Here is a 26,154-nt window from a genome sequence, read left to right as displayed (position 1 = left end):
TGTCCTGATTAATTTTAAAATACAAAAAATGAAGGAATAAATGGGTTCAGTTTTTCGGTCTGTGAAGACACAAGACCGAGGCGACATGATGGCAAGAACGGTTAATCGGAAATGGCAATCTCATCTGAATTAAGAATTATAATTCTTTACTGGTGCGTTAAAAATCATAGAACAAAGTTTGGCATTACCATACCAACTAACAAAAAAAGCCATCTCCTTTTCAGAAAGATGGCTCAACGGGGATGATTATATATCTTATTTTTTGGTTACTTTAAATTCTGTTCTTCTGTTTTTTGCCCTTCCTTCAGGATTATCTTTTTTCTTACGCTTGACCATAATTTCGTTTGGCGCAATCGGCATCGATTCTCCATATCCTTTTGAAGTCATTCTGGCCGCGGCGATTCCCTTACTTTCTAAATAATCGGTACAAGATTTTGCTCTTTTGTTTGACAGATCCAGATTGTATTCATCTGTTCCAATATTATCAGTATGAGCGCCTAACTCAATTTCCATCTCAGGATTATCTTCCATAATCGGAATCAGAAAGTCCAATACTTTTTTAGAAGGCTCGGTAAGTTCGGCACTGTTAAATTCATAATAAATATTTTCCAATGTCATTGGTATGCCTAATTTAAAAGGACTTAAGCAATAATCTTTATCAATCAAGGTATCTGCTTTCGCCAACTCCTCGTAAAGGTAGTTTTTAGTCATTGCGAAATAATCATCTTTTGCGAAAAGCAATTTAATCGGTCTTTTCGAATCTACTTTAAACCTGTAAGTACCATCGTTACCTGTAGTTATTTTCTTCGATCCTTCTGCATTGGTTAAAGTTACATTGGCACCTGCTAAAGGTAATTTTGTCTTACAATCGGTTAAATGACCATCTATAGAAAGGTATTCCTTTTTCACTTCAAATACTTCCAAACAGCAAGATGACTCACGATCAGAACTAATATATCCTTTTGTTCCTTTATCATCAGTTGCGGTAAAGTAAAGATCATCTTTTGATGAGTTGAATGGATAACCCATGTTTTTAGGGTTAGACCAATTTACCAGATCGCCCTCCGACTCAAAGAAATCAAGGCCACCCAAACCCACACGTCCATCGGTACTAAACAATAACTTTTTGGTTAAGGAATTATAGTATGGCGCACGCTCGTCATCCCCGGTATTAATGGTTGGGCCTAAATTTACTGCCTGACCTAATGAACCATCATCACGCAAGGTACAATACCAAAGATCGAATTTACCATAACCGCCGCTTCTATCTGATGAAAAAAGCAGGAACTTACCATCGCTGGTAACAAAAGGTTGTGAAGAATTAAAATCCTTACTGTTTACCTGTAAACCAACCGGTTGAGGATCTGCCCATTTATCGCCAGTTTTTTTTGAAGAATAAATAGCATATTTTTCTTTATCCTTCCAGGCGGTAAAGTACATCGTATTTCCATCAGGCGTAAAAGTAGCCGCAGCAATTTCTATATCTTTAGGAAAATTAATATCGACTTTCTTTACCGTAATATCCGTTGAGTTTAGGTCGCTTTTAGCTGTATAAATATTATTAATGAACGGGTTGGCTTTAGTTGATACCTGAACTTCTCCGGTAGCCGTTTTAACCATATCCCTTTTAATCCCCACAGCAACCGGACGGGATGAGGTAAAATACAACTCGTTATTGATTTTAGCAGGTGCGTAATTAGATCCTAACGCATTTATATTAGCTGGCACTTTTTTAATCTGTATCATACGTGGGAAACGCATTTCTTCAATTGCAAACTTACACGACCCGATTTCCTTTTGGGCTTCTTTAGCTAAAGCATCGCCTGGGTTTTTCTGAATGAACTGCTGAAATGCATCAATAGCCTGGTTAAATTTTTTATTTGCCCTTAAGCTTTCAGCGTAATAATATAATGCCTTTCTGAAACGGGTATTGGTAAAGGTTATGGCTATGGCATAATATTTTTCAGCCTCGTTAAATTCCCGGTATAGCCTGCTAGATTCTGCAAGGTTATAAATAGATCCTTCATAATCTTCTATCACTTTATCGTCACTTGCTGGTTTTCTTTCTTTACCATATGGTAAAATAGCCTGGGTACTGTCGCCGGTAATTTTTAATGCCTTTTTATAAAAAGTTGATGCTGCGTAATAATCCTTATTTTCAAAATAAGTATCTGCAACCTTTTTATAGTTCACCACATACTGTGCGTTTGCAAAACCGCCAAATGCCACTAACAAAAAGAGTAATATTTTTTTCATCTTTTTAAACTTGTTTTCAAATGGTGATGAAGCCATCATGATCTGGAAATCATAACGGTTTCATTTGATTAATTATAAACGTGGACAAAAGAAGTTTGGACCAATGATACCGTTACGGCCGATAAGTGATATGGAAAGCTCTAAACCACCGTTACTGTTTGAGGCACGATTGAACGAAGAGGTATTTACATCATAACTTAAGCCGAAAACCATATTCTTCAACTGTAAACCCACAAAGGCAATTGCAGCATCTTTATTACGGTAATTACCACCAAATAGAATGTTAGCAGATGGATTAACGTTAAGTTGCGCATAAGCACCTAGTGAAACTTCGTTTGTATTACCCTGATACATGAACAATGCATTGGGTACAATATCCAATAACTCTGAAGCCTTGATCCTTGCACCGCCATGTGCAGTAAAACGCACCGGAATCCGTGAATTTGTACCAGAGAAACGATCCATAGGCCGTGTTAAATGCGCTGCACTGGCACCTAAAAATACGTTTACACCTTTATCTGGATCGCCATCAAAGAACATAATACCTGCATTTACATCAGGAACCAAAGATGACTGAGATGAAAGTGTTTCGCCGCTCGTCATCCCGCCATCATAACCCGTAATCGGATTAAACTGGTCACCAAACCTGGCCTGAGAAAAATCGAAACTACGGTTAATGATACCAGCCTGTAAGCCAAAACTAACCATCTGCAGGCCTTCTGCACCAAACCTTAAACGGTACGAGCCTGATACGAGAGCAGACAAGTAGTTAAAATCCAACTCCCCTGCTCTTTGGTTTAAAATAGTTGCACCAAATGCGAAGTTCTTTTTGGGAGCCATATCGAACGATGCTCCACCTGTTAAAAAAGAACTGTTTAATGCACTCCATTGTTGTTTAAAATTTACAGTTGCGCGGTAATCGCCATCTATTACCCCGGTTAAGGCCGGGTTAAGGTATAACGGATTTGCATAATATTGCGAAAAATGCGGATCAGTTTGTGCAAAGGATTTAGCTGTAAACAGCAGCGATCCCAGCACTGCAACATATATTTTTAAAGCCGATAGTATTCTCATGGTCTTTTATTTTATCTGTTTATGATTAATCCTCTTTCTTATCTAATCAGCGTTACTGTACCTTTTCTCATCGATGTTGTTCCATTGCTGAAGGTAATATCAACCATGTACACATAAACTCCAATCGGTTGATTTACCCCTTTGAAAGTTCCATCCCATCCGTTTGCAACATTATCTGACTGGAATATCAACTGTCCCCATTGTGTGTAAATGCTCATTTTTGCACTTGATAGGGTATTACCGTAGATTAAGAATATGTCATTTTTACCGTCGTTATTTGGTGTAAATGCATTTGGTATGTAAACCTGATCTCCAAAAGGATTGGCTGCTTTGCCATTGGCTGAACCATTTTGGCTGGTTTGGCACGCAGTCTGACCTTTAGCTCTCACCAGAATGCTTACATTTTGATCTGGTTTCAGTCCTGCTACTAAGTAAGTTGTTCCGGTTGATCCGCTTGTTGGGTTGACCCAGGTTAAACCATTGTCTAATGAAACTTCATATGCCGTAGCACCTGCAACCGCAGCCCATGCAAACGTTACACTATTTGCTGTTGTGGCTTGTACAACTACCGTTGGTTTATCTAATACCGGCAGTACAGTTACCGTAACACCTGTTCTTGCTGCACTTGCGCAACCGCCTGCTGCAATCGCTTCTACATAGTAGACTGTTGTCGCATTTAAGTTCGGTGTGGTAAAGGTTATACCTTCTGCCAATACCGTTCCGCCTGAGCTTGCAGCATACCATCTGTATACTAATCCGGCAACAGGATTATTTACCGTTAATAGCGCTGAGCTACCTGCGCAAAGTGTTCCGTTTGCTGCTGTTACCGATGAAGGTGCAACTGGTACAGGTAATGCGATTACATTTACAGGTGTTCTGGATGATGATGTACAAGTTCCGTTTGCACCTTCAACATAATAAGTGACATTCGCATTAACCGCAGGTGTTGTAAAGTTAATACCTGTTCCGGCTAACGTTCCGCCTGCTGATGCTGTATACCAATTGTATGTTACACCTGTTTGAGGGTTCGTAACCGTTAACATAGCTGAATTTCCTGTACAAACGCTAACCGATGCAGCAGCTACTGTTGGTACGGATGGTTTTGTATTAACTGTAACCGTTACTTTTACACGGCCACCATTGTTGTTACACCCACCTGTTCCAATTGCTAAAACATAGTAGTCTGTTGTTGTAGATAAGGCTGTTACATTGAATGTTGTGCCAGTGAATAATAAGTTACCATTAACTGCTGCATTGTACCACTCGTAAGTAACACCTGCCTGCGCATTGGTTACTGTTAGCGTGGCTCCATCACCAGCACATATACCTCCATTTGGAGCTGATACTATAGGGTTGTTAGGTGATGCATTTACAGTAATGGCCACTGACCTTGCTGTTGCAGCGGTATTTTCACATTTGTTATCGCCTTTAACCGTTACATAATACGTTGCATTGGCAGTTAATACTGGTGTAACAAATACTGCCCCGGTAAATACTACTGTATTTAAAGTAGCATCACTGTACCAGGTAAATATTGGGTTGGTTACTGTTGTGCTTGTTGCGGCTAATGTTGCTGCTGTATTGGCACAAACTGAAGTTGAGCCATTTACAGTAATATCTGCTGCTATTGCATTAGGATTAACAGTAACAGTTACTGCTACCGCATTAGCTGCCGTGCTTTCACATTTATTAGTTCCTTTAACGGTTACATAATAAGTTGTGGTAGTACTTAATACCGGTGTGGTAAATATTGGTCCGGTAAAAGCTAAACTGGTTAATGAAGCATCATTGTACCAGGTAAATACCGGATTGGTTACGGTTGTTGAACTCGCATTGATTACCGCAGTGCCCGATCCACATACCAGTGTTGGCGTTGATAAAGTAACATCTGCAGCTGTTGCCCCCTGGTTCACATTAACCGTTACCACTTTAGCTGTAATACCTGAGTTTTCACATTTATTATCACCTTTAACGGTTACATAGTATTTAGTTGTTGCCGTTAATACCGGGGTAACGAATGATGTACCTACATAAGCTATAGAAGTTAATGCCGCATCGTTGTACCAGGTAAAGATTGGGTTGGTTACGGTTGTGGTACCTGCTACCAGCGTAGTGCCTGATCCTGAGCATATGGTTGCATCAGTAGCGGTAATATCAGCAGCGGTAGCTACCGGGCTCACCGTAATGGTTATTACCCTGGCAGTACCAGGTGCATTCTCACATTTATTATCGCCTTTAACGGTTACATAATAAGTAGTTGTGGCATTTAATGGCGGTGTAGTAAATGTTGCACCAATGAAACTTACATTGGTTAAAGCAGCATCACTATACCAGGTAAATACCGGATTAGTTACTGTTGGAGATGTTGCACTCAATGCCGCCGATGATCCTGCGCAAGCAACTGTGCTTCCATTGAGAATAATATCGGTAGTGGTGGCCAATGGATTTACCGTTACGGTTACCGTTTTGGCATCTGCAGCACTATTCTCACATTTATTGGCACCCCTAGCGCTTACATAATAAGTGGTAGTGGCAGTTAAACCAGATACTGTGAAAGTTGGTCCGGTAAATACTGCACTTGTTAATGAGGCATCACTATACCATGTAAATACAGGTTGAGTAACCGTAGTACTCGAAGCCATTAATATTACAGTAGAACCGGAGCAGATCTGGGCATTGCTTACTGCAATATCAGCAGATGTAGCAAACTCTTTAACGGTTACCGTCACAACCTCCGCGCCTGCTGCTAAATTCTCACATTTATTATCCCCTTTTACAGTTACATAATAAGTGGTGGTTGCATTAAGTGCCGGTGTAGTAAAGCTCGCACCTACATAAGCTACGGTAGTTAAGTTTGCATTGCTGTACCAGGTAAATACAGGATTAATTACCGTTGTTGTAGATGCAGATAATGCTGCTGCAGCCCCCTTACAAATGGATGTAATTCCGCTGATGGCAATGTCTGCATCAGTAGCTGCAGGATTAACGGTAATGGTGATCGATTTTGCATTAGCCGTAGTATTCTCACATTTATTATCGCCTTTTACCGTCACATAATAAGTGGTGGTTGCACTAAGTACCGGGGTAATAAAGTTAGCACCGGTAAATGCCATTATAGTTAAAGCAGCATCACTGTACCAGGCAAATACAGGATTAATTACCGTTGTGCTTGTTGCATTTAAAGTAACTGAAGCACCACCGCAAACGGTACTTGTTCCAGCCAGGTTAATGTCAGCTTGGGTAGCCGTAGGATTTACCGTTATGGTAACCTCTTTTGCATTACCTGCATTATTTGCGCATTTGTTTGTTCCGCTAACAGTAACATAGTATTGAGTGGTTGTGGTAATGGCTGGCGTATTAAATACTGCCCCAACATAGGCAACCTGTGTTAAAGCTGCATCGGTGTACCAGGTAAATACCGGACCGGTTACTGTTGTACTGGTTGCCGTAAGCGTTGCTGTACCAGAAGCACAAAGCGAGGCAGTTCCGGTTACGGTTAAATCAGTAGGTAATGCCGATGGATTAACAGTGATAGAAACTTTTGTACGCGTTGAGTTTGAACAACCTGTTACACTTAAGGCTTCCACATAATAATCATATGTTCCAGCTGCAAGTGATGCAGATGTAGTAAAGCTACTGTTATTGGTTACCAACATATTTCCGGCTACAGCCGCATCGTACCAGTTATAAGTTACTCCTGTAACAGCCTGTACGCTTAAAGTAGCAGTTGAGCCGATACAAATTGTAGTAGGATTAGTAGTTGATGGTATCGGTGCTACCGGTGGAGTTAAAATAGTTACCGTTACGTTGGTTTCCGGAGTCTCACAGCCATCAGCCGTTGCCGTTACCGAATAGGTATAAGTTCCTGCGGCCAAAGCAGGGTCTGTAGTGAAAGTTGGGCCATCTTTTCCTACCTGATAAGTTGTGCCCAGGTACCACTTGTAAATCACACCTGCCTGTGGATTCTGCACACTTAATGTTGCAGATGAGCCTTGACAAGCACTTGCAGTAGCTGCGGTAACAGTTGGTGTAGTAATTACCCGTTGAGCATAATCTAAATTAACAGATGTTAACGCTCCAAGCAGACCCGAACTTAACCTCAATTCTGCTCCATCAAATTTACTTGCTGGTACAAAAGTTAATATAGCTGATGTTCCGCCTGTTAATAATTTTAAGATAATTAATGGGTTAGATATAGAAACCGCATCGTTATTGCTGGTTGTACCTTGGAAAGTAGTTACGGTTAGGTTAGATAATACACCTGCCGAAAGCGGTATACCAGGAGTGGTAATTTTCACCCTCAACGTATCGCCAGCACTAGATAATCCTGTAAAACCAACCTGCTGATAAACAGATGCGCCAAGTAATCCCACTGGTATCACTAAACTAGATCCGGTATTGATGTCGTTATCGACTGCAAAAGCCGGGTTGAAAACTGCTGCAGATAAGGCTACGCCTGTTACACCACTTGCCACTGTTGTTGTAGCTGTCCCACAAGGCGTAGTTACCGGGTTACCATTTGAAATTACCGTAACCGTTACGATTGCCCTGCTGGTTGCAGTACAGCCGCCCGGAATAGTCGCTTCTACATAATAAGTAGTGGTTGCACTTAATTGTGGTGTTACATAAGTTTCGCCAGTAAATACCGGAACTACGCCGTTTGCAGTAGTATACCAGTTAATTGTTGCGCCTGTCGTACTGGAAGTTGCCTTTAACACAGCAACAGAACCTTCACTGATTGTGATCGATGATGGTGTAATTACCGGAACATCTATAGTTCCCAATACAATTTTAGCCTCGGTTCTTGTTGATGAGCTGCCACAACTGTTTATTGCTGCTACAAAGTAACTTCTATCAGCTGTAATTAATGGTGTGGTAAAGTTATCACCCGTAAATAAGGCAGTTGTTGAGGTTGCAGTATCGTACCAGTTATAGGTTGTACCTGCAATTGGGTTTTTAACCTGGAGCGTAACCGATGTATTCGGACAAGTATTAACAGCTGCCGAAAGTAGGTCTGGTGCTACCGGTGCCGGATTTGTAGTTACATTAACTACTGTTTTATAGCTTACACAACCAGTTGCAGAAACTGCAGCCACATAAAATTTGGTATCGCCAGTTAAAACCGGTGTTGTAAATATAATACCGTCTTTACCGTTTAAATAAGTACCTGTAGCATCGTACCATCTGTAAGTTAAACCTGCTGATGGGTTGCTTACTTCGAGCTGTGCGGTTTGACCAACACAAGCTGTAACATTAGCTGATGCTACAGTTGGTGCAATCAAAATCCGCTGCGCGTAATTTAAGTTGATTGACGTTAAGGCGCCCAATACACCTGAATTTAACCTCAATTCTACTCCATCGAAAACACTGGTTGGAACAAAAGTGATTAAGGCTTGGGTATTACCACTTAACAATTGAATATTGAGCAAGTTATCGTTTAACAATCTCGAATCGCCATTGCTGTTGGCTCCTACATAAGATGTAATTGAAGCGTTGCCCAACAGTGACAGTGATAATAATTTTCCCGGTGATGATACTAAAACACGTACGGTATCTCCAACTGTAGATAATGATCCAAAACCTACTCTTTGATAAACTGATGCACCAAGCGCTCCAACCGGCATAATCAATGAAGATGCGGTTTGGGTATCATTATCAATAGCTAATGTTGGGTTAAACACACCTGATAATAAAGCTACACCTGTAACGCCACCAACTTGTGTTGTTGCGGCCTCACAAGGCACAGGGTTTGGAGATCCGTTTCCATCAACCGTGATGGTAATCTGCACCCGGCTTGCTGAAGCACAACCATTAGTAGAAACAGCTTCTACATAGTAAGTTGTAGTAGCCAACAATGGTGGCGTAACATAAGTTGCACCTACATAAATTGGCGCAGTTGAGGTATTCGAAGTATACCAGTTGAAAGTGTGAGCAGGATCCGCAGAACCAGCTGTTAAAATTGCCGTTTGTCCTGGGTTCACTGTTGATGAACTAGCTGTTACAACAGGTAAAGCCGGGCGAGGATTTACAGCTACAGCTGCGGCTGCACGGGAAGCGCTTGTACAGTTTCCCTGGGCAGCCTCTACATAATAAGTAGTAGCCGCTGTTAAAGCCGGTGTTGAGAAGACTGTACCTGTAAAAACCAGGTTTCCACCTATAGCAGCGTCATACCATTTATAGGTTACCGCCGCATCTGGATTAGCAATAGACAAAGTTGCCGATGATCCTTCGCAAACATTCGCAATGGTTGCCAATACTGGTGTCGGTAAAGCTGGCGTAACGGTAACAGTTACCGGAATTCTGGTTGCATTCGGACAACCTGCTTTGCTTACCTGAATATAATAAGTTGTAGTAGCCGTTAAAGCCGGTGTGGTAAATGTTTCGCCTGTGGCCAGTTGTGTACCACCTGTTGCTGTATCGTACCAGGCCAATGTTGTACCGCCGTTTGCGGTTGCAGATAATGTTGCCGTGCTTCCCGCACAAACAGTTTGCGCACCGGCAGTTATGGTTGGATTAGGATAAATTACGGTTGCACCATACACATCCAAGCTGGTTAAAGCGGTAGCTAGTGCCCCGAAACTAACCTGTACCCTATCATATGCACCACCAGCCAATACAGTTGCCGCAAAACGGTTACCTGATAAAAGTCTGAGACTTAACAATCCACCATTTAATTGTACTGTTTTTACAACCGAGGCACCATTTAATATGGTAACGGTTACGTTATTTAATAAACCCACATCTGCCAAACCCGTAGGTAAAGCTAAATCTAAACGAATACTATCTGTAGCTACTCCAACCGCAGGAAAAATTAACTGCTGGTAACCTGATCCACCTACACCAACTGCAAGCGATATTCTGGTAAAGTTAGTAGGATCTGCGTCAGTAGAGTTTCCTGCACCAGTTATACCACATAACAAACAGATTCCGTTAATACCGGAGTTTTGCGCATTGGCCGCATTACATGCAGTACCGCCGCCATTATTTAGTACAGTAACCGTTACCGGTATGCGGCTTGCACTTTTACAACCAAATGCATTTGTTGTTTCTACATAATAAGTAGTAGTGGCAGAAAGTGCTGGTGTAGTGAATGAAGTACCTGTACCTACCTGTGTTCCTGCTGTTGCAGCGTCGTACCATTGAATAGTATTTCCGGCATCAGCCGTTGCCAATAAAGTAGTAGACTGTCCGGCATTAATAACCTGACTGTTGGTGGTTACGGTGGCCGCAGTTGCTGGCGGGTTAACCGAAACGTTAACGGCAGTTCTTGAGCTTACTGCAGTTCCGGATACGGCCTCCACATAAAATACTGTTGGAGTGTTTACTGCAGGAGTTACAAAAACACCTGTATTATTAGTAACCAATGGAGTATTTCCGGTAGAAGCATACCAGTTATAAATTACGCCAGCCTGCAAATTGCTAACGCTTAACGTAGCTGAACTTCCGGCACAAACTGTAGCTGTGGCCACCACAGGTGCATCAACCGTAACGGTTAAACTGTAAGCAGTTGTTGCTTTGTTTCCGTTAGCATCTGTTGCGGTTAAAGAGATGGTAAAAGCTCCACCTGAAGTTGGTGTTCCTGTAATTTCTCTTGTTGCAGTATTAAAACTTAATCCCGGAGGAAGGTTTGTAGCTAAATAAGTATATGGTGCTGTTCCACCTGCTACTGCTGGCAAAGTTTGCGTTGGGTAAGGCGTGCCTACAATACCGTTTGGTAAAGTTGCACCAGGTAATGATAATACACCTATAACTTTAAGCGAATAATTATTACTTGCTGTTCTACCTTCACCATCTGTTGCGGTTACACCGATCGAATAATTTCCGGCCTGTATAGGTGTTCCGAAAACTTCTCTTGTTGTTGGATTAAAGGTTAATCCGGCTGGCAAATTGCTTGCTATATAAGTATAAGGACCAACGCCACCAATTGCAGGTGGTAAGATCTGCGTAGCATAAACTGTTCCTTCTGTTCCATCAGGCAAAGTTGCGGCCGGCAATAATAGCGGATCAACTACAACAACAGTATAATTGTTTGTTGCTGTTTTCCCATCAGCATCGGTTACCGTTACCGGTACAGTAAAAGTCCCGGATTGTGTAGGCGTACCGGTAATTTCTCTCGTTGCCGGGTTAAAAGCCAATCCCGGAGGGAGACCGGATGCCGCATATGTATAAGGTGTTGAGCCCCCTGTTGCAGATGGAATAGTTTGAGTAGGATAAACGGTACCAGTAGTTCCATTAGCTAAAGTTGCCGCGGGTAAAACCAATGAATCTGTTACTTTAAGTGTATAACTAGCAGTGATTGTATTGCCATTGGCATCCGTTACCGTAACCGGAATGGTAAAGGTTCCGATCTGAGTAGGTGTGCCTGTAATTTCTCTTGTTGCAGGATCAAAGGTTAATCCTGGAGGAACACCTGTAGCTGAATAAGTATAAGGACCTGTTCCACCGGTTACAGCGGGAATTCCATTGGTTGTATATGCTATACCTGTTACGCCATTAGGTAATGCTCCCTCAGCCAATGCCAACGCTGGTGTTACCGTTAAAGTAAATGTTGCTGTTGTATTACAACCTTTTGTATCGGTTACTAAAACATCGAATGTTGGGTTACCCGTTGCCGTTGGTGTTCCGCTTACCAGGCCACTTGCTGATAAAGTTAAACCAGCTGGCAAAGAACTACCTGTAGCTAAGGCATAAGTATAACCTGGAGTTCCACCCGTAGCTACCGGAAGTTGCTTACTGTACGGTGAGGCAATTGTTGCGTTGGTTAAAGTAACACCTGCAAATACAATTGCGGGGTTAACGGTAACAACCACCGGAACCCTTGTGGCATTTGAACAAGTTCCTTTGCTAACCTGAACATAATAAGTTGTTGTAGCGGTTAATGCAGGCGTAGTGAAGTTTGCACCCGTACCTACTTGGTTTCCACCGGTTGGTGCATCAAACCAAGCCAAAGTAGTGCCGCCATTTGCCGTTGCACTTAGTGTTGCCGTGCTACCTGCACAAATAGATTGCGCACCGTTTATAAATGTTGGGTTAGGATAAACTACTGTTGCACCATAAATATCCAGGCTGGTTAAAGCAGATGCGAGTGCACCAAAGCTTATCTGAACCCTATCGTAAGCTCCACCCGCTAAAACAGTTGCCGCAAAACGGTTGCCCGATAAAAGTTGAAGACTTAATAATGCACCGTTTAATTGAACTGTTTTTACAACCGTGGTACCATTTAACACAGTTATGGTTACATTATTTAAAAGGCCAACATCAGTTAAACCAGTTGGTAGAGCTAAGTCTAAACGGATACTATCTGTGGCAACACCAGTAGATGGAAAAATTAATTGTTGGTAACCTGTTGCTGTAACGCCCACAGCAAGAGAAATCCGGGTGAAGTTATTTGCATCAGTATCAGTAGAGTTACCTGCACCATTTACGGCGCATAATAAACAGATACCATTAATACCGGTGTTCTGACTATTTGCGGCATTACAAGCTGTTGCGCCGTTGCCATTAATTACAGTTACAGTAACCGGAACGCGGCTTGCATTCTTACAGCCATTGCTGCTTGTGGTTTCTATATAATAAATTTTTGTTGCTGTTAAAGCTGGCGTAGTGAACGAAGTTCCTGTTCCAACCTGTGTACCTGCTGATGGCGCATCAAACCAGGCTATGGTATTTCCAGCATCAGCGGTTGCAGTTAAAGTAGTGGTTTGTCCGGAGTTGATTACCTGATTATTGGTCGTAACTGTTGCTAAAGTTGCAGGTGGGTTAACTGAAACTGTAACCGATGTTCTAGAACTGATCGCTGTTCCAGAAACAGCTTCTACATAAAATACAGTTGCTGAATTTATTACAGGTGTTACAAAAGTCCCGTTATTGCCAGTTACTAATGGAGTGCTTCCTGTTGATGCATACCAGTTATAAGTTACACCAGCCTGAAGGTTGCTTACTGTTAAAGTAGCAGTGCTTCCGGCACATACCGTTGCAGAAGCAACAACCGGAGCATTAACCGTTACAGTTATTGTGTAGGTGGTCGTGGCTTTATTATTGTTAGCATCTGTAGCGGTTAAAGAAACATTATAGGTACCACCTTGAGTTGGTGTTCCGGTAATCTCTCTTGTAGTTGGGTTGAACGATAATCCCGGAGGAAGGTTTGTTGCTGCATAAGTATACGGCGAAGTTCCACCTGTTACAGCTGGTAAAGTTTGCGGTAAATAAGAAGTACCAACAATTCCGTTAGGTAAAGTTTTTGTTGGTAAATTTAGGGTACCATTTATTTTAATAGGATAAGTGTTACTTGCTGTTTTACCTTGACTATCGGTAACTGTTAGGCTAATTACATCATTACCTGCTTGTGTTGGTGTACCCGTAATCTCCCTTGTCGTCGGATTAAAAGATAAACCCGCAGGAAGATTACTACCTACATAAGTATAAGGGCCAACCCCACCGGTAGCAGCTGGTAAAGTTTGCATAGTATAAACTGTTCCTTCTGTTCCATCTGGCAAAGTTGCAGCCGGTAACAACAACGGGTTGTTAATGTTAATGGTATAATTGGTAGTCACCGTTTTTCCATCAGCATCAGTTACCGTAACTGCTACAGTATAAGCCCCAATAGTTGTTGGCGTTCCGGTAATGGCCCTGGTTGATGGATTAAAAGCTAAACCAGGAGGAAGACCCGTTGCCGAATAAGTATAAGGCGTAGTTCCACCGATTGCACTTGGAATAATCTGTGTTGTATAAACTGTTCCGGTGGTACCATCAGCCAAAATTGCTGTAGTTAACAGTAAAGGATCAGTAATTTTTAAGGTATAATTAGAAATTAGGGTATTACCGTTTGCATCAACAACCGTAACTGGTATGGTGTACGTTCCAGGTTGGGTTGGTGTTCCGGTAATTTCTCTTGTTGTAGGGTTAAAGGTTAATCCCGGTGGAACGCCTGTTGCAGTATAAGTATATAGCCCTGTACCGCCGGTTGCAGCCGGAATGGTTTGTGTTGGATAGACTGTTCCTGTTAAACCATTTGGCAATGCACCTGGGGTAAAAACCAATGCAGCCGTAACTGTTAAATTGTAAGTTGCAGTTGCTTTACAACCTTTGGCATCAGTAGCAACTACAGAAAAAGTATAGGTATTCGCTACCGTTGGCGTTCCGGTAATTGCGCCGGCTGATGATAAATTTAAACCTGTTGGCAAGGTACTTTCTGCAGCTAAAGCATAAGTATAACCTGCTGTTCCACCTGTGGCTACATCCAGTTGTTTAGAATAGGCAAAACCTGGTGTGGCGTTTGTTAATGCGGTCCCATTAAAAATAATCTGTGGATTTACTGTAATTACTACAGGTATCCTTGCCGATTCGGCTGTACAGCCTAATCTTCTGGCAGCGACATAATAAGTTTTATTAGCCGTTAATGCCGGGGTGGTATAAGTACCATTAAAAGCAACTGTTTGTAATGCGGTTCCACCTTCTACCCCTTCATACCACCTCAATTCGTTGGTATTCGGAGTAGTAGCGTTTAAAGCTACCGTACTATTGTAACATGCAGCAATTGCAGTGCTTGCTGGCGTTGGCCGGCCGGCAGATCGGATTACACCATAAACATTGATGATTTGTGTAAGGTTTAAGGCAACTACAGAGCCAAGTGTAACCTTCACCCTATCGTATACTACATTGGCGCCTGGAGAAAAAGGTATTGATACTGGCTGCCCGCTATTGAGTAAACCCAGTAAGTCTAGATTTAATAAGCTTGCGGCTGAGCCCGTGTATACCTGGTTACCGCCATTATATGCCGTTATAGAAATATTTTGTAAAAGCCCTGCCGTTAGTAGTGCTGGCGAAGCGCTAAGTCGGAGGTTAATATCATCTCCAGGATTTGATGGCGTTGCAAAATAGAAATTCTGGCTAATGGATGATCCTACGCCAAGTACACCTAAACTCAGTTGAGAAAAGTTATTTGGATCTGAATCTATAGCCCTTTCACTATTAGTTACCCCAGAACTGCCCAGCTGTAAAGCATCAAGTGTAATACCTGTCCCTTCAAATCCTGTAGCAAAGGCCTGCGCACACGGATCGGTACCCGAAGTATAAAAAGCATAATAAACTTTTGTATTATTGGCAACCGAAACCAGAAGTGCATTGGTTACATCTTTAATAAAAACCCTGTCATAAGCCTGCGTGGGGGTTATTGCCAGGTAAAAGAAACCATTTGCATCTTTTACCAACCGCAGGTTATCTGAGGAAAATCCGTTAACACTGTTACCACCAATTGGGGGAACTGCTGAGGCACCGCTTCTGGCCCCTACCTGGAAAGAATGGTTTCCAAGAACTACCGTTCCACCTACATTAGCGAGCAAAGTACCTAAATTACCACCTAATAAGCTGTTTAGCACATCTCCATCAAAATCTATTCTGATATAGGATGTTATTCCCGCAGCGACAACAGCCGGGTATTTTAACTCCAGTTCTCCACTGTACGACCCTACTCCAACAGCAACGCCGCCATATGAATTAACTGTAGCGAAATTGTTATTATCCAGGGTTGCATTGCTTGCATTGTCTACCCTACTTTGGGCAGATACCGTATTTGCAAAAATTTTTGTTTGTGCATACGATTTAGCAGAGAAGAGCGTTAATAGAATGATGACCGCAATAAAAACATGGCGGATTATCCCTATGCGGGATGAGAAAGTATAAGTTTTCATCATATCAGGCGTTATTTAGGAGACTTACTATGTGCTAATGCTACTGTGGCAATTGATGTTTTTCAGTCGCATTATATTCTGGTGACAAATCTATATTTAGAATAGATTCCTGTCTTATCCATTACTATTCATTTTTATCCTACCCACTTCATTCATTTTATTCATACTAAGCTTTCTTAGTGAATAGATTTCTTCAATTGTTAAATTATGATGACATTAGCGTTAGTCATCCCATCTGTCAATTAATGAATGCTAACGATCTCCTTATCGAACTCCGGAAGTTTGTCCTCATAAAATCTGGTCTGAGAAATATCGACCCGGCTCATTGCAAGATTATTTCTGAATATGTATATCAGGAAACCAAAAACTATGTAAGTGAAACTACAATCAAACGATTTTTTGGCTTTGCAAACACTTTACATAAATTCTCTTTATTTACTTTAAACAGCCTGTCGCAATATATAGGTTATAACGATTGGGATTCATTTTGCAAAGACAAGGAAAGTCAGACAACTTCTGCCCATAGTATATGGCAGGATTTAAAGTTAAAGGCACATGCCATTACATCAGTATCGTTAATTGCAAAAAAAAATAATTCGGGTGTTCCATTTAATACTACCGCTAACAGAAGTTTTTTTTATCCAGACTTTGATTATTTCTTAAAAAACAATTACCAGTTTACCACGGTAAGTGCCCAGCCGGGCCAAGGTAAATCGATACTGCTTGCACATATGGTAGAGTATTTTTTCTTTTCAGAAAATGCCCTTTACAAAAACGATATCATTTTATTGATTAACTCTACCAGTATTAATACCATTATCCAAAGTGGTGATACTTTAAAAGAATGGTTTTTAAAAGAATTTAAATTCGGAAGCTTTAGCGAATTAATCAGTTTTTTTAAAAAAAATCCTGAAAAGAGAGAAGGCCGTTTTGTTATTATTGTAGATGGTATTGATGCACATTTAGCTAAGAGCAATTATTTTAAAATATTTATCGACCTTCTATACAGCATAGAAGAAAACAATTTTGTTAAACTCATATTTGGCTTGCGAACAGATACCTGGATTAATCTTCAGCCTGCCATTAATGGTTCTGCTTCTTTAACTAAATCCTGGTATACGGGCTTATTTTATGATGAGGAAACCTTAAGTAATGTACCATCGTTAAATGTCGATGAGATACTCTATACCTTAAGCCACATAGAAAACAAAATTATCAATCGGGCAGATGTAAGTTTGCAACTTTTAACCCAGTTTAAAACACCTTTCTGGTTACAGATCTATTTCAAGCTTAAAGATGAAAATCAACAACTTGAACTGAATAATCCATTACTATGTTATGAATTGATCAGTTATTTTTTGGAAAAGCGCGTATTTCTGGCAAAAAAAAGCACCGAAAAAATATTTCTACTCAAAAAAATAAGTGATTGCATATCAGAAGGGAATAAGAAGTTAAGGGTTGCTAAAGAAAAAATCCTCAGCTATATCAATTGTTATCCCGATGCCTATGAAGAACTTTTGAATGCCGGCATTATCATTGAAGAAAAAAGGTTAAGTACAACCATTCCTACAGAAATCGTCCGCTTTTTAAATGATGATATCTATACTTATTTTCTATTTATACAGATTACCGATAAATTTGATTACAAACCTGATAAGCTATTTTTCGAGCACATTTTAGATAGTTTCCCTGGCCAAAATTCCAAAAGAGATCATATCCTGAACTGGTCTATCAGATTTTCTATTAACCGAAATGAAATCGCTGCTTTGAAAAGCATCTTCAGGTTACCATTTTCCAACCGCGAAAAAAACAATGCTTTCGATTTTATCTGTTACGTATCGAAATATGAGCTAAGCAAACCTAATGGGAACTTCAATAAGCTGACAATCGGTATAGATTTTATCGATATTATGGCTTCAGGGCGAACCATGAGCAACCTGTACAAAGAAACCATCAGAACCATATCGGATAATGTACTGAACGAAGACATGCAGATTATGCTACATGTAATAGAATGCACTGTAAACCTTATTGATGTAGATAAAATGGCATTAACCAATACCATGCAGTTGCTCAAAAGAAATTATAAAAGATTAAATGAACTGTTTCCGATTAACCCTTATGATTTAATTCTATATTTCCATAACAACCTGAACAATAAACCTAATGAGAGCAAAAGCCTTGAAGATAAAATAATAAAACTGTGCAAAGAGATCGATCAGAGCAAACCAAGGAAAAATGAAGAAATCACTTCTGCCGAAATGCTCACTTACCGATTGGTGGTGATTGCCTTATTCTCTCAAAAAAATTATGCAGAATGCCACCGTTTTATTATGGCTATACTACGTAAATATCCGAATATTTTTTACGTCAGACATTCGGTGTTTTCTCCATTTCTATTGCTTCATTTAGGTCAAACCTACATTAAACTCAACTATTTTAAAAAAGCGCAGCGCATTATGCATTTTGTAGATAAGATCATCAGCAGCGATTATACCTATTATACCAATTTCATATTAGCTAGCTTTAATGTTTTTAAAGCCAACTTTTACAATGCCACGCATCATTACGAACAAGCACTTATAGAAACTAATACAGGTTTGGACATTACTAAAAGGAATAATTTTAAGATGTTCGAAATAGCCTTATTATTAAACAAGATTGATACCCTGAAACATACAGAAGAATCGGAAGAGGTATCAAATGTAATTAAAGAGCTGCTCAACTTTTTAACGGTCCACAAGCTTTCTATGCCCGACTATTCTAACCTCAGCAGCCATGAGTTTGAGCATACCTTTAAAATTTTAAAATCTTATCGCCGGCACCAAAACCTATAGTAAAGGTTTTATTTTTCAATTCGGTCCGTATGTTTTTATATGAAGCTATAGGTCAGCGCAAAACAACTAAACTTTTTCCATTTTTCGCTTTTACGCATGGCCGGACTAAAGCTGCCAGGAACACAGACCTATCGTTTCCCAATCCCAAAAATAAATTATTTCTTTTATGGAGCGCAAGGCCTGTGCGAAACACCTCGTTAAATCCCGTTTTCCGCTTTTACGCTTCGCTGCCTCGTACCTCGTTGCTGCAGGGTAACCGCTTCAACCGGGGCTAGATGGCTACAGATGTATTCCATTTGGAGGGTTGCCAGGTGCAGAAACCACAGTTCCTAAACCCGACAGCAGCGAACACGAAGTGCAACGGAGTAAAGCAAATGGCGGGACTGAAGCCGCCAAGAACCACAGTTCCTTCATTTCCTAATACTGAAATGATTCACATCTATATCCTATAAGATAGGCTTCTTGCCCATACGTAAGAATTACTATTTAATCAGGTTATAAAGCTCATCCAGTTTAGGCGAAAGTACAATCTCTATTCTTCTGTTTTTACTTCTTCCATCTGCATTTGCGTTAGAACCCAAGGGCTGAAATTCGCCTTTACCGGTTGCGGTCATTCTTACACTTTCTACCTTCTCATTCTCTGTTAAATAACGTACAACAGAGGTAGCTCTCAATACACTTAAATCCCAGTTATCTTTAATTTGTCCCAGGTTATTTATTTTTTGGTTATCAGTATGTCCCTCAACTGCGATGTTAATTTCTGGCTGCTGTTTTAAAACATTGGCCAATTGTGTTAAAGCCTGCTTACCTTTTTCATCAATAATGATACTGCCAGATGGGAATAATAGTTTATCGGTTAGCGAAACATATACCTTACCATTTTTTATCTCTACGGTTAAACCGCTTTTCGTAAAGCCCAATAGGGCCTGCTGAAGTTTTTCTTTGAGCGAGTTGGTCGCTTCATCGCGTTTGCGCAACACCTCTTCCACTTCTTTTAAGCGCTTTTCGCGGGCGGCTAAATCGCCTGATAATTTGGTAATTTCGCTTGAAGAATTATTTTTAAGCTTTTTGTAGTTGGCATCAACAGTATTGTAACTATTTTGCAGATCGCGAAGTTCTTCCGCCATTAAGGTGGTATCCTTTTTTAACTTTGACACCTCTTTTTCAAGATTTTCAATTTTAATTAAGCCTTCATTGAATGCCGTATAAAGTGAATCTTTGGTTCCCAATAAAGCTTTATATTTTTTAGGAGATAATACTACACAAGAAGTTAGCGAAGAAAAAAAGAGGAAAATGGCAAAGGCAAAAAAGGTATTTTTCATGTTTTAATTTAGGGTTAATTGGTTAATCGGTTAATTGTTTAATCGTGGCAGTTAACCAATTTATACGATTTCTACAATTAACCATCTATTGCATTTCGTAAAAATGCAACTAATGGTTGTACTGTTTTAAAAGAACTTATCAACTTATTAACGAGCTTTGGTTTTAAAAATTCTTCATCATCGATTTTTGTAGTGGCTTCGAAGCTTTTCAGCCTTAAAAATTCGATGTTTGGATCTGCAGGATCATAGCCTTTCGGCGCATTTTTAAGGGCATTATCAACACCTAACTTAAAGTTTTTCTTAAAATCCTTTCCGTTAATAATTTCTTTGAAATCGCCTATATTATAATCAATTTCCTGTCTGATTAATTTTAAATGCGCTGCTTCTGGCATCCAGTAGCCACCCGCAATAAAGCTTTTGCCTGGCTGGATATGAAGATAATAGCCAGGCTCATTGCCTCCCTTACTTTTTGCCGAAAACCAGATACCGAAGTTATTTTTATAAGGGTCTTTATTTTTACTGAAACGTACATCACGATAGATACGCAACAGGCTTTTTTTAGGATCAGCCTCTGCTGAAAGCAATGGATCTACCTTGGCCAGTTCGGGAATAAGCGTACTTACCAAAGTCAAAACATCCGCTTTGGCCGCTTCGTAAACCTCTTTATTGGCAGCAAACCATTCGCGGTTATTATTTTCGGCAACGTCTTTTATAAATTTTAGGGTTTCTTTTTTTAACATATCTTATGCTTCATTCGTTCACTGGTCATTTGTTTATTGGGCTCGTAACGGATGGCCGAAATCTGTTAATCGCCGCTAAACGCTTCTCGCTAATCCCTAAACCAAACGGCCTACTTATCGTAATACGGCTTATACTTAATATTTGGCGATAAAACATGAAGCAATATGATCCTCGAATAACGGTAGTTAAAGGGATAAAGGATAAAACAACCTGTAAAAATAACAATCAGATAAGGCCAGAACGTATCATCGGTAAGCGGACCGAAAACTAAATAGGTGAGAAAACTAGCGAAAAGCATTTCAATCACATTCATGGCATAACTTACATACATAGCTGCATAAAAGTAACCGGGTTCAATTTCTATCCGTTGTGCACAATGTCCACAGATTTCTTTAGTATGCTGAATGTTCCAGCCGTACATACTGCCTGTAAAAATATCTCCCCTACGGCAATGCGGGCATTTACAATTTACAATGGCATAGAGTTTTGAGGTAGTTTGATCAGACATGCTTTTAATTTAAATTAAAAGGTTCTTTTTTCATGTTGAGCTGAATATTCTTTTTGCGATATTTTTTATACCAAACTACGCCAACTATAATAGCCATTAAATACGGAACCGATAAAAGATATAATACGCCGGTGTTTAAACCTGCTGATACTGTATTGCCGTTTTTGACACCTTGCTCTGCATTTATGCTACACATTGCGCATTGCGCATTAACATTGAGGCTTATAGCAAAGGTAAATACCAATACAAACAGGATAAAAATTGCTTTCTTCTTCATGGTTCACAAATATAAGCATAAAGGCATGGAGAGGTTTAAAAATTATGTCATAAAAAAACCTCACTTTTTAGGGTGAGGTTTGGAGAGAACTTAAGGTCAATTAATTATTACAAATAGGCCTCCGATTTCCGGAGGCTTCAAGAGTTGTTAATAATTATTGTATTGCACCAGAGAATGTAAAATCTGGATGCTGCACACTAACAAATTGGCCTAAAATAGCCCCATTTGAAGGATTAATAAAATAGTCTAACTTAAAATCATCAGCATTTATACGATCCGCCAATAACGGATTCATTCCCGGAATCATTAAAGATCCATTTCCATTAGCTCCAATGTAAGTGAATTTAAATGTACCATCAGCTGCTTTAGCATAGGTATAAGAATATACTGCTAAGAATCCACTCGCATTCTGATAAACGTATGCATTAAGGGTTAGTGTTTTAGCTTTACCATTAAATACAAACTGCATCATATCCAATCTTAAATTATAACCTCCATTTAATATTGCAGAAGCGGCACTGGCTCTTCTAGTCACAAAATTTGCAGACCAGCCTGGATACTGCGTAGCGTAAGGCAAGGTTATAGATGAATATACAGAGCCCATTAAGATATTTAGCGGTAATATTGGTGTATTGGAAACCAAAATTTGAACCTTAGTTCCTGTACTAGAAACCAGATAAAGCTTGTTAGTAACATTATCCCAACTTAAACTTGTATAGATTACATCGCCTTGCTTAACAGGTTTATTTAAACGTGCACCTGCATCTGAAAATGAAAACACACCAGAGTTCGTAATAATTTCGCCTGCGTTTGTAGAAATCAGCGCAAACGATCTTGATCTCACATCCGTGCTCATTGATACCTGTATTTTTTTAGTATTATCTTTAGGATCTAAAATGTAAGTAAACGGATTATCAGCTAAGAAATTGGTAATGCCCTCAATATTGTCAGAAAATTTATCGCTGGTGTAAAATGCTTTCTGATCTGCTGTGGCTTTTACCAAAATAAGCGGTGCCTTACGTTTTTTACCAATCAATTTCAAGGTATCGCCAACCTGCTCTCTAATTTCAAATTCAAAATCGGATCCATACCCTACTGAGTAATCTCCATCAAAGGAACCTGGGTCAGGATCTTGTAATAAATGCAGCAGCGTGTAGGTATCAAAAATCAAAGAAGGAGCCAGTACTTGTTTTACTCTATAGGTGCTTTCTAATGATTCAAACGCAACATCACTATTGTAATCGGCCCGCATTACCACTCTATTGTTTTTATCGAATGACATATAAAAATTATATCCGCCACCAACAAGGGTTGTTCCCAAATATGCCACCCAACCATTTGGGCTACTGGTTAATTCATTCCGGTATTTTTCCAAGCTTTCTGCCACTCTTTCTTCAGGTCTCTTTCCATCAATCAATTCTTGATCTTTTTTACAAGCCTGAATAATAAGTAATGCAAAAAAACCTATTATAAATATTTTTTTCATGTGTAATCTTGATTTAATGTAAAACACTTTTTGAATTCATTATTTCAGGTAAGCGACATAATGAATCCATCAAACATGCAATTTGTTAGTTTCTTATAATTGTACCATAAAAACCAAGCTGGTTGTTGGCTGTATCAAAAAATCCGAGTGATACATCTTTTGAATTGGGAACAATGTTATCAATCCAGTTAAGCGCAAAAGTTTTAGTGGTCAAATAATCTAATAATGGTTTAAATCGGGCTTGGAATGCTGTTCCATTAGAGTATTGGGTTGCAGTACCTGGAGTTGCCAACGCATATTTTATCGTATTTCCTGAAACAGAAATTGTTCCTTTTAAATTATACCAAAACTCCACAGCAGTATTTGTTTTCACTTTAAGCACCATATCAGTTCTGTTTACTGCCCTATTTAAAAAACTGAGTTCAACGATATTCTGAATTGGGTATCCACCTGCAGTAGTTAATGTATTCGTTGAATTAAATGCCGTAACATAAGCAGCACCCTGGCTTGTTGCGGTTTTATCAATGAAAAATCCACCGTAAGAACCTGCGTTATAATTGCTGATAGGTGGAGTGATTACTACCGGCGCATAAGTTTCCATTGCTAACTTAACCTTTGCTTGTAAAGCTCTGAAATTGATACCAAAAGCAGACTTAAAATAATCAACTACCATCTGTTCTTTCTTGCGCAACTTGGCAATTGCTGTAGGATCAGTAGCAGTGCTTACGTAAGCATCAAAAACATCCTGACCTTCCACCAATAACGTGGAAGTCATTTCAGCAAAATCTTCATCTTTATTATTTCTGGCGTAACGCGTAATAAAACCTAGCGATTTAGCCAATGAAGATGGATTACCAGCTCCAACCCAGGCAGAACCAATATAATTTGAAGAAATTGCTTCGAAGGCCGGAGGAACTGGTATATTCTGGTTAAGAATATGGGTAAATTCATGATGCATAGTATGAAATGCAGCAGGCCTGTCTAAAGTTCCTAATACACTAGATCTACTATTTCTATTATATTGATTCACCTCATAGAGATTAATCTGTCTTCCAGCATCTGCGGTACCCAAAGTAATCTGCTCATCAGAATATTCGCCTGTGCCAAACAGTGCAATTTCTTTTGGTAAAATAGGCAGAAGAAAAGCTTTGTTTGTTATTTCGAGATAGGGTTTAATGAACACTGCACTTACGCCTTCCATTATCGGCTGTACATTTTCTTCAATTACTGGCGAAATCTCCTTATCAATACTGGCCTGATACCGATCAAAACGATATAAAACTTCTATATTATATGGATTTAAAAAATGTACATCCAGCCATTTATCCAATTCACCTTTCGCATAGGTATCTAAATTTGATTTAGTAATATCAACGTTAAGTGCTTTCTCCTTTTTACATGATACCAATACTGCTACAAGCAGCGTTAGGCTTAAAAAAGTCTTTTTCATATCTATAAATTTATCTAGGATTAAGAGTTAAACCTGCTTTGGTTGCAGGAATTGGTAATTGGAAAACCCTACGCGGATCATCCGGTTTAAGTTCAATGGTACTACTGGCACCATTCTCATCTAAAACATTATGTTTAACAGTTAAATCATGACGGATGATATCAAACCAGCGAAGCCCCTCTGAAATAAACTCAGCTCTTTTAAGATCTAAAATAGTCTTGATTAAACCAGCTTTAGGATCAGTGATACCATAATAAGCAGAAATTCTCGCTAGGGTAATACCATGTGTTGATGAGTTATAGTTCGTAATTCTGGTACTTAAGAAAGTATTGATGTCCTGTAATGCCAAATCATACTGGCTTTTTGAAGCATAAGCTTCCGCCCTGTTCATAATCAGCTCATCAGAAGTTAATAGCGGAACCATAATGTATGGCTGTCCAAAACCTGAACCAATTTTACTTTCGAAAAATAGTTCCAAGAACTTACAACTGTCGTAATAAGGTTCAACATAAGGTGTTGGTTTATATGAATAATTGCCGCCAGTAATATTAGGCCCCAACAAAATATTATTACTAATTACTTTCCCAAGACCATATCTAATATAAAAATTCCTTCCCCATACTGAATTAGCTTCACCCATTAGCAAATTGGAATTTTGCGACGATTGTGTAAATGCTGTTCTTAAAGCTGCCGCAATGTAAGGTAGGTAAGTACTGTTCCATGGCCTTAACATCCCTTTAGCTTGCGTGTTATCCAGCAATACTTTTCCACTGTGTTCAATTACTTTGTCGAAATCACCTTTAAACAGATAGAACCTTGCTGCAAATGCGTTGGCAGAATTGAGACTAAAGTGATATTTCTGCGCAGTTTTATAAACAGAATTATTAATCAACGGCAAGCCTTCGGTTAAATCGCGTTCTATTTTTGCATAAACTTCAGCAACTGTACCTCTTTGGTATTGTGGAGACACCTCAATTTCAGGGTCTGTTACAAAAGGTACTCCTGGCGAATCATTTGCCTGCCCTGGTTTATACACTTTTGCATACAAGCTTACCAACATAAAATGTGCATAAGCCCTAGCCATTAGTGCTTCGCCTTTGTATGGCAACAAATCGGTTTCACCAGGGTGTTTATCTATATATTGTAAAGCAGTGTTAGCTGACGCAATAGCCAGATAAGTTCTATTCCAATAATCATCAGTTGAACCACTTACATCCACTCCATTCTGGAAATCGCGCCAGAAATAGGCACTAGTCCAGGATAATTCTGTTGAAACAGGAGAGTAATCTGTCCTTGGTCCTTTATCTTCGGCATTATCAGAAGAATTTTCCGTAAAAGAAAGATATTCTGCCTTTGGATATGCCGAAACTAGCAATTGGGCAACCTTTTCTTTAGAATTTAACTGGGTTCTTAAATCCGGACTTGTTTCCAGAAATTTCTTGCAGCTGGATCCGGTAATAATCATTACAGCAGCCAGGGTATAATATTTTAATGTTTTCATCATTTGTTATTAA

Annotated in this window: 11 protein-coding genes; 1 reads left to right on the top strand and 10 read right to left on the bottom strand. The window is 39.7% G+C overall.

Going from position 1 to position 26,154, the window contains the following annotated elements:
* Nucleotides 1-255: 255 nt before the first annotated feature.
* From BLR60_RS07785 to BLR60_RS07775, 3 genes are all read right to left on the bottom strand, one after another.
* Nucleotides 256-2,256, bottom strand: a complete 2,001-nt coding sequence (locus BLR60_RS07785) for an OmpA family protein (protein ID WP_090498563.1) — start codon at nucleotides 2,254-2,256, stop codon at nucleotides 256-258.
* A gap of 72 nt (nucleotides 2,257-2,328) precedes the next feature.
* Nucleotides 2,329-3,330: a PorP/SprF family type IX secretion system membrane protein gene (locus tag BLR60_RS07780; protein WP_090498464.1), complete on the bottom strand. Its 1,002-nt coding sequence runs from the start codon at nucleotides 3,328-3,330 to the stop codon at nucleotides 2,329-2,331.
* A gap of 38 nt (nucleotides 3,331-3,368) precedes the next feature.
* Nucleotides 3,369-16,022, bottom strand: coding sequence for an Ig-like domain-containing protein (locus BLR60_RS07775; RefSeq protein ID WP_090498462.1), 12,654 nt, complete (start codon nucleotides 16,020-16,022; stop codon nucleotides 3,369-3,371).
* 242 nt (nucleotides 16,023-16,264) lie between these two features.
* On the opposite strand from BLR60_RS07775, the gene BLR60_RS07770 reads away from it, so the two are divergent.
* Nucleotides 16,265-18,856 (top strand): NACHT domain-containing protein, encoded by a 2,592-nt coding sequence (locus BLR60_RS07770; protein WP_090498460.1) that lies wholly within the window; start codon nucleotides 16,265-16,267, stop codon nucleotides 18,854-18,856.
* Nucleotides 18,857-19,338: 482 nt separating this feature from the next.
* On the opposite strand, the gene BLR60_RS07760 is transcribed toward BLR60_RS07770, so the two are convergent.
* The 7 genes from BLR60_RS07760 to BLR60_RS07730 all read right to left on the bottom strand — a co-directional run bounded on the left by BLR60_RS07760 (nucleotide 19,339) and on the right by BLR60_RS07730 (nucleotide 26,144).
* Nucleotides 19,339-20,178: an OmpA/MotB family protein gene (locus BLR60_RS07760; protein ID WP_090498456.1), complete on the bottom strand. Its 840-nt coding sequence runs from the start codon at nucleotides 20,176-20,178 to the stop codon at nucleotides 19,339-19,341.
* A 77-nt stretch (nucleotides 20,179-20,255) separates the two neighbouring features.
* Nucleotides 20,256-20,918, bottom strand: a complete 663-nt coding sequence (locus BLR60_RS07755) for a DUF2461 domain-containing protein (protein ID WP_090498454.1) — start codon at nucleotides 20,916-20,918, stop codon at nucleotides 20,256-20,258.
* A gap of 110 nt (nucleotides 20,919-21,028) precedes the next feature.
* Nucleotides 21,029-21,427: a DUF983 domain-containing protein gene (locus BLR60_RS24815; RefSeq protein ID WP_090498452.1), complete on the bottom strand. Its 399-nt coding sequence runs from the start codon at nucleotides 21,425-21,427 to the stop codon at nucleotides 21,029-21,031.
* A 4-nt stretch (nucleotides 21,428-21,431) separates the two neighbouring features.
* A complete protein-coding gene (locus BLR60_RS07745; RefSeq protein ID WP_090498451.1) occupies nucleotides 21,432-21,704 on the bottom strand; it encodes a hypothetical protein in 273 nt (90 codons plus the stop codon).
* Between the two features lie 154 nt (nucleotides 21,705-21,858).
* Entirely contained in the window at nucleotides 21,859-23,190 is a 1,332-nt protein-coding gene (locus BLR60_RS07740; RefSeq protein ID WP_090498449.1) for a DUF4302 domain-containing protein, read from the bottom strand.
* 85 nt (nucleotides 23,191-23,275) lie between these two features.
* Nucleotides 23,276-24,640 (bottom strand): substrate import-associated zinc metallohydrolase lipoprotein, encoded by a 1,365-nt coding sequence (locus tag BLR60_RS07735; RefSeq protein WP_090498447.1) that lies wholly within the window; start codon nucleotides 24,638-24,640, stop codon nucleotides 23,276-23,278.
* A 10-nt stretch (nucleotides 24,641-24,650) separates the two neighbouring features.
* Entirely contained in the window at nucleotides 24,651-26,144 is a 1,494-nt protein-coding gene (locus tag BLR60_RS07730) for a RagB/SusD family nutrient uptake outer membrane protein (protein ID WP_090498445.1), read from the bottom strand.
* Between the last annotated feature and the right edge of the window lie 10 nt (nucleotides 26,145-26,154).

Source organism: Pedobacter terrae, from assembly GCF_900100705.1.
GTDB lineage: Bacteria > Bacteroidota > Bacteroidia > Sphingobacteriales > Sphingobacteriaceae > Pedobacter > Pedobacter terrae.
The sequence above is the reverse complement of the archived record's forward strand: the minus strand, read 5'-3'. Positions and strand labels throughout refer to the sequence as shown.

Bases quoted from the DNA above. Each gene is read 5' to 3' on its own strand.
- BLR60_RS07775 (WP_090498462.1), bottom strand. From the start codon at position 16,022: ATGATGAAAACTTATACTTTCTCATCCCGCATAGGGATAATCCGCCAT.
- BLR60_RS07755 (WP_090498454.1), bottom strand. From the start codon at position 20,918: ATGTTAAAAAAAGAAACCCTAAAATTTATAAAAGACGTTGCCGAAAAT.
- BLR60_RS07740 (WP_090498449.1), bottom strand. From the start codon at position 23,190: ATGAAAAAAATATTTATAATAGGTTTTTTTGCATTACTTATTATTCAG.
- BLR60_RS07770 (WP_090498460.1), top strand. From the start codon at position 16,265: ATGAATGCTAACGATCTCCTTATCGAACTCCGGAAGTTTGTCCTCATA.
- BLR60_RS07780 (WP_090498464.1), bottom strand. From the start codon at position 3,330: ATGAGAATACTATCGGCTTTAAAAATATATGTTGCAGTGCTGGGATCG.
- BLR60_RS07735 (WP_090498447.1), bottom strand. From the start codon at position 24,640: ATGAAAAAGACTTTTTTAAGCCTAACGCTGCTTGTAGCAGTATTGGTA.
- BLR60_RS24815 (WP_090498452.1), bottom strand. From the start codon at position 21,427: ATGTCTGATCAAACTACCTCAAAACTCTATGCCATTGTAAATTGTAAA.
- BLR60_RS07760 (WP_090498456.1), bottom strand. From the start codon at position 20,178: ATGAAAAATACCTTTTTTGCCTTTGCCATTTTCCTCTTTTTTTCTTCG.
- BLR60_RS07785 (WP_090498563.1), bottom strand. From the start codon at position 2,256: ATGAAAAAAATATTACTCTTTTTGTTAGTGGCATTTGGCGGTTTTGCA.
- BLR60_RS07730 (WP_090498445.1), bottom strand. From the start codon at position 26,144: ATGATGAAAACATTAAAATATTATACCCTGGCTGCTGTAATGATTATT.
- BLR60_RS07745 (WP_090498451.1), bottom strand. From the start codon at position 21,704: ATGAAGAAGAAAGCAATTTTTATCCTGTTTGTATTGGTATTTACCTTT.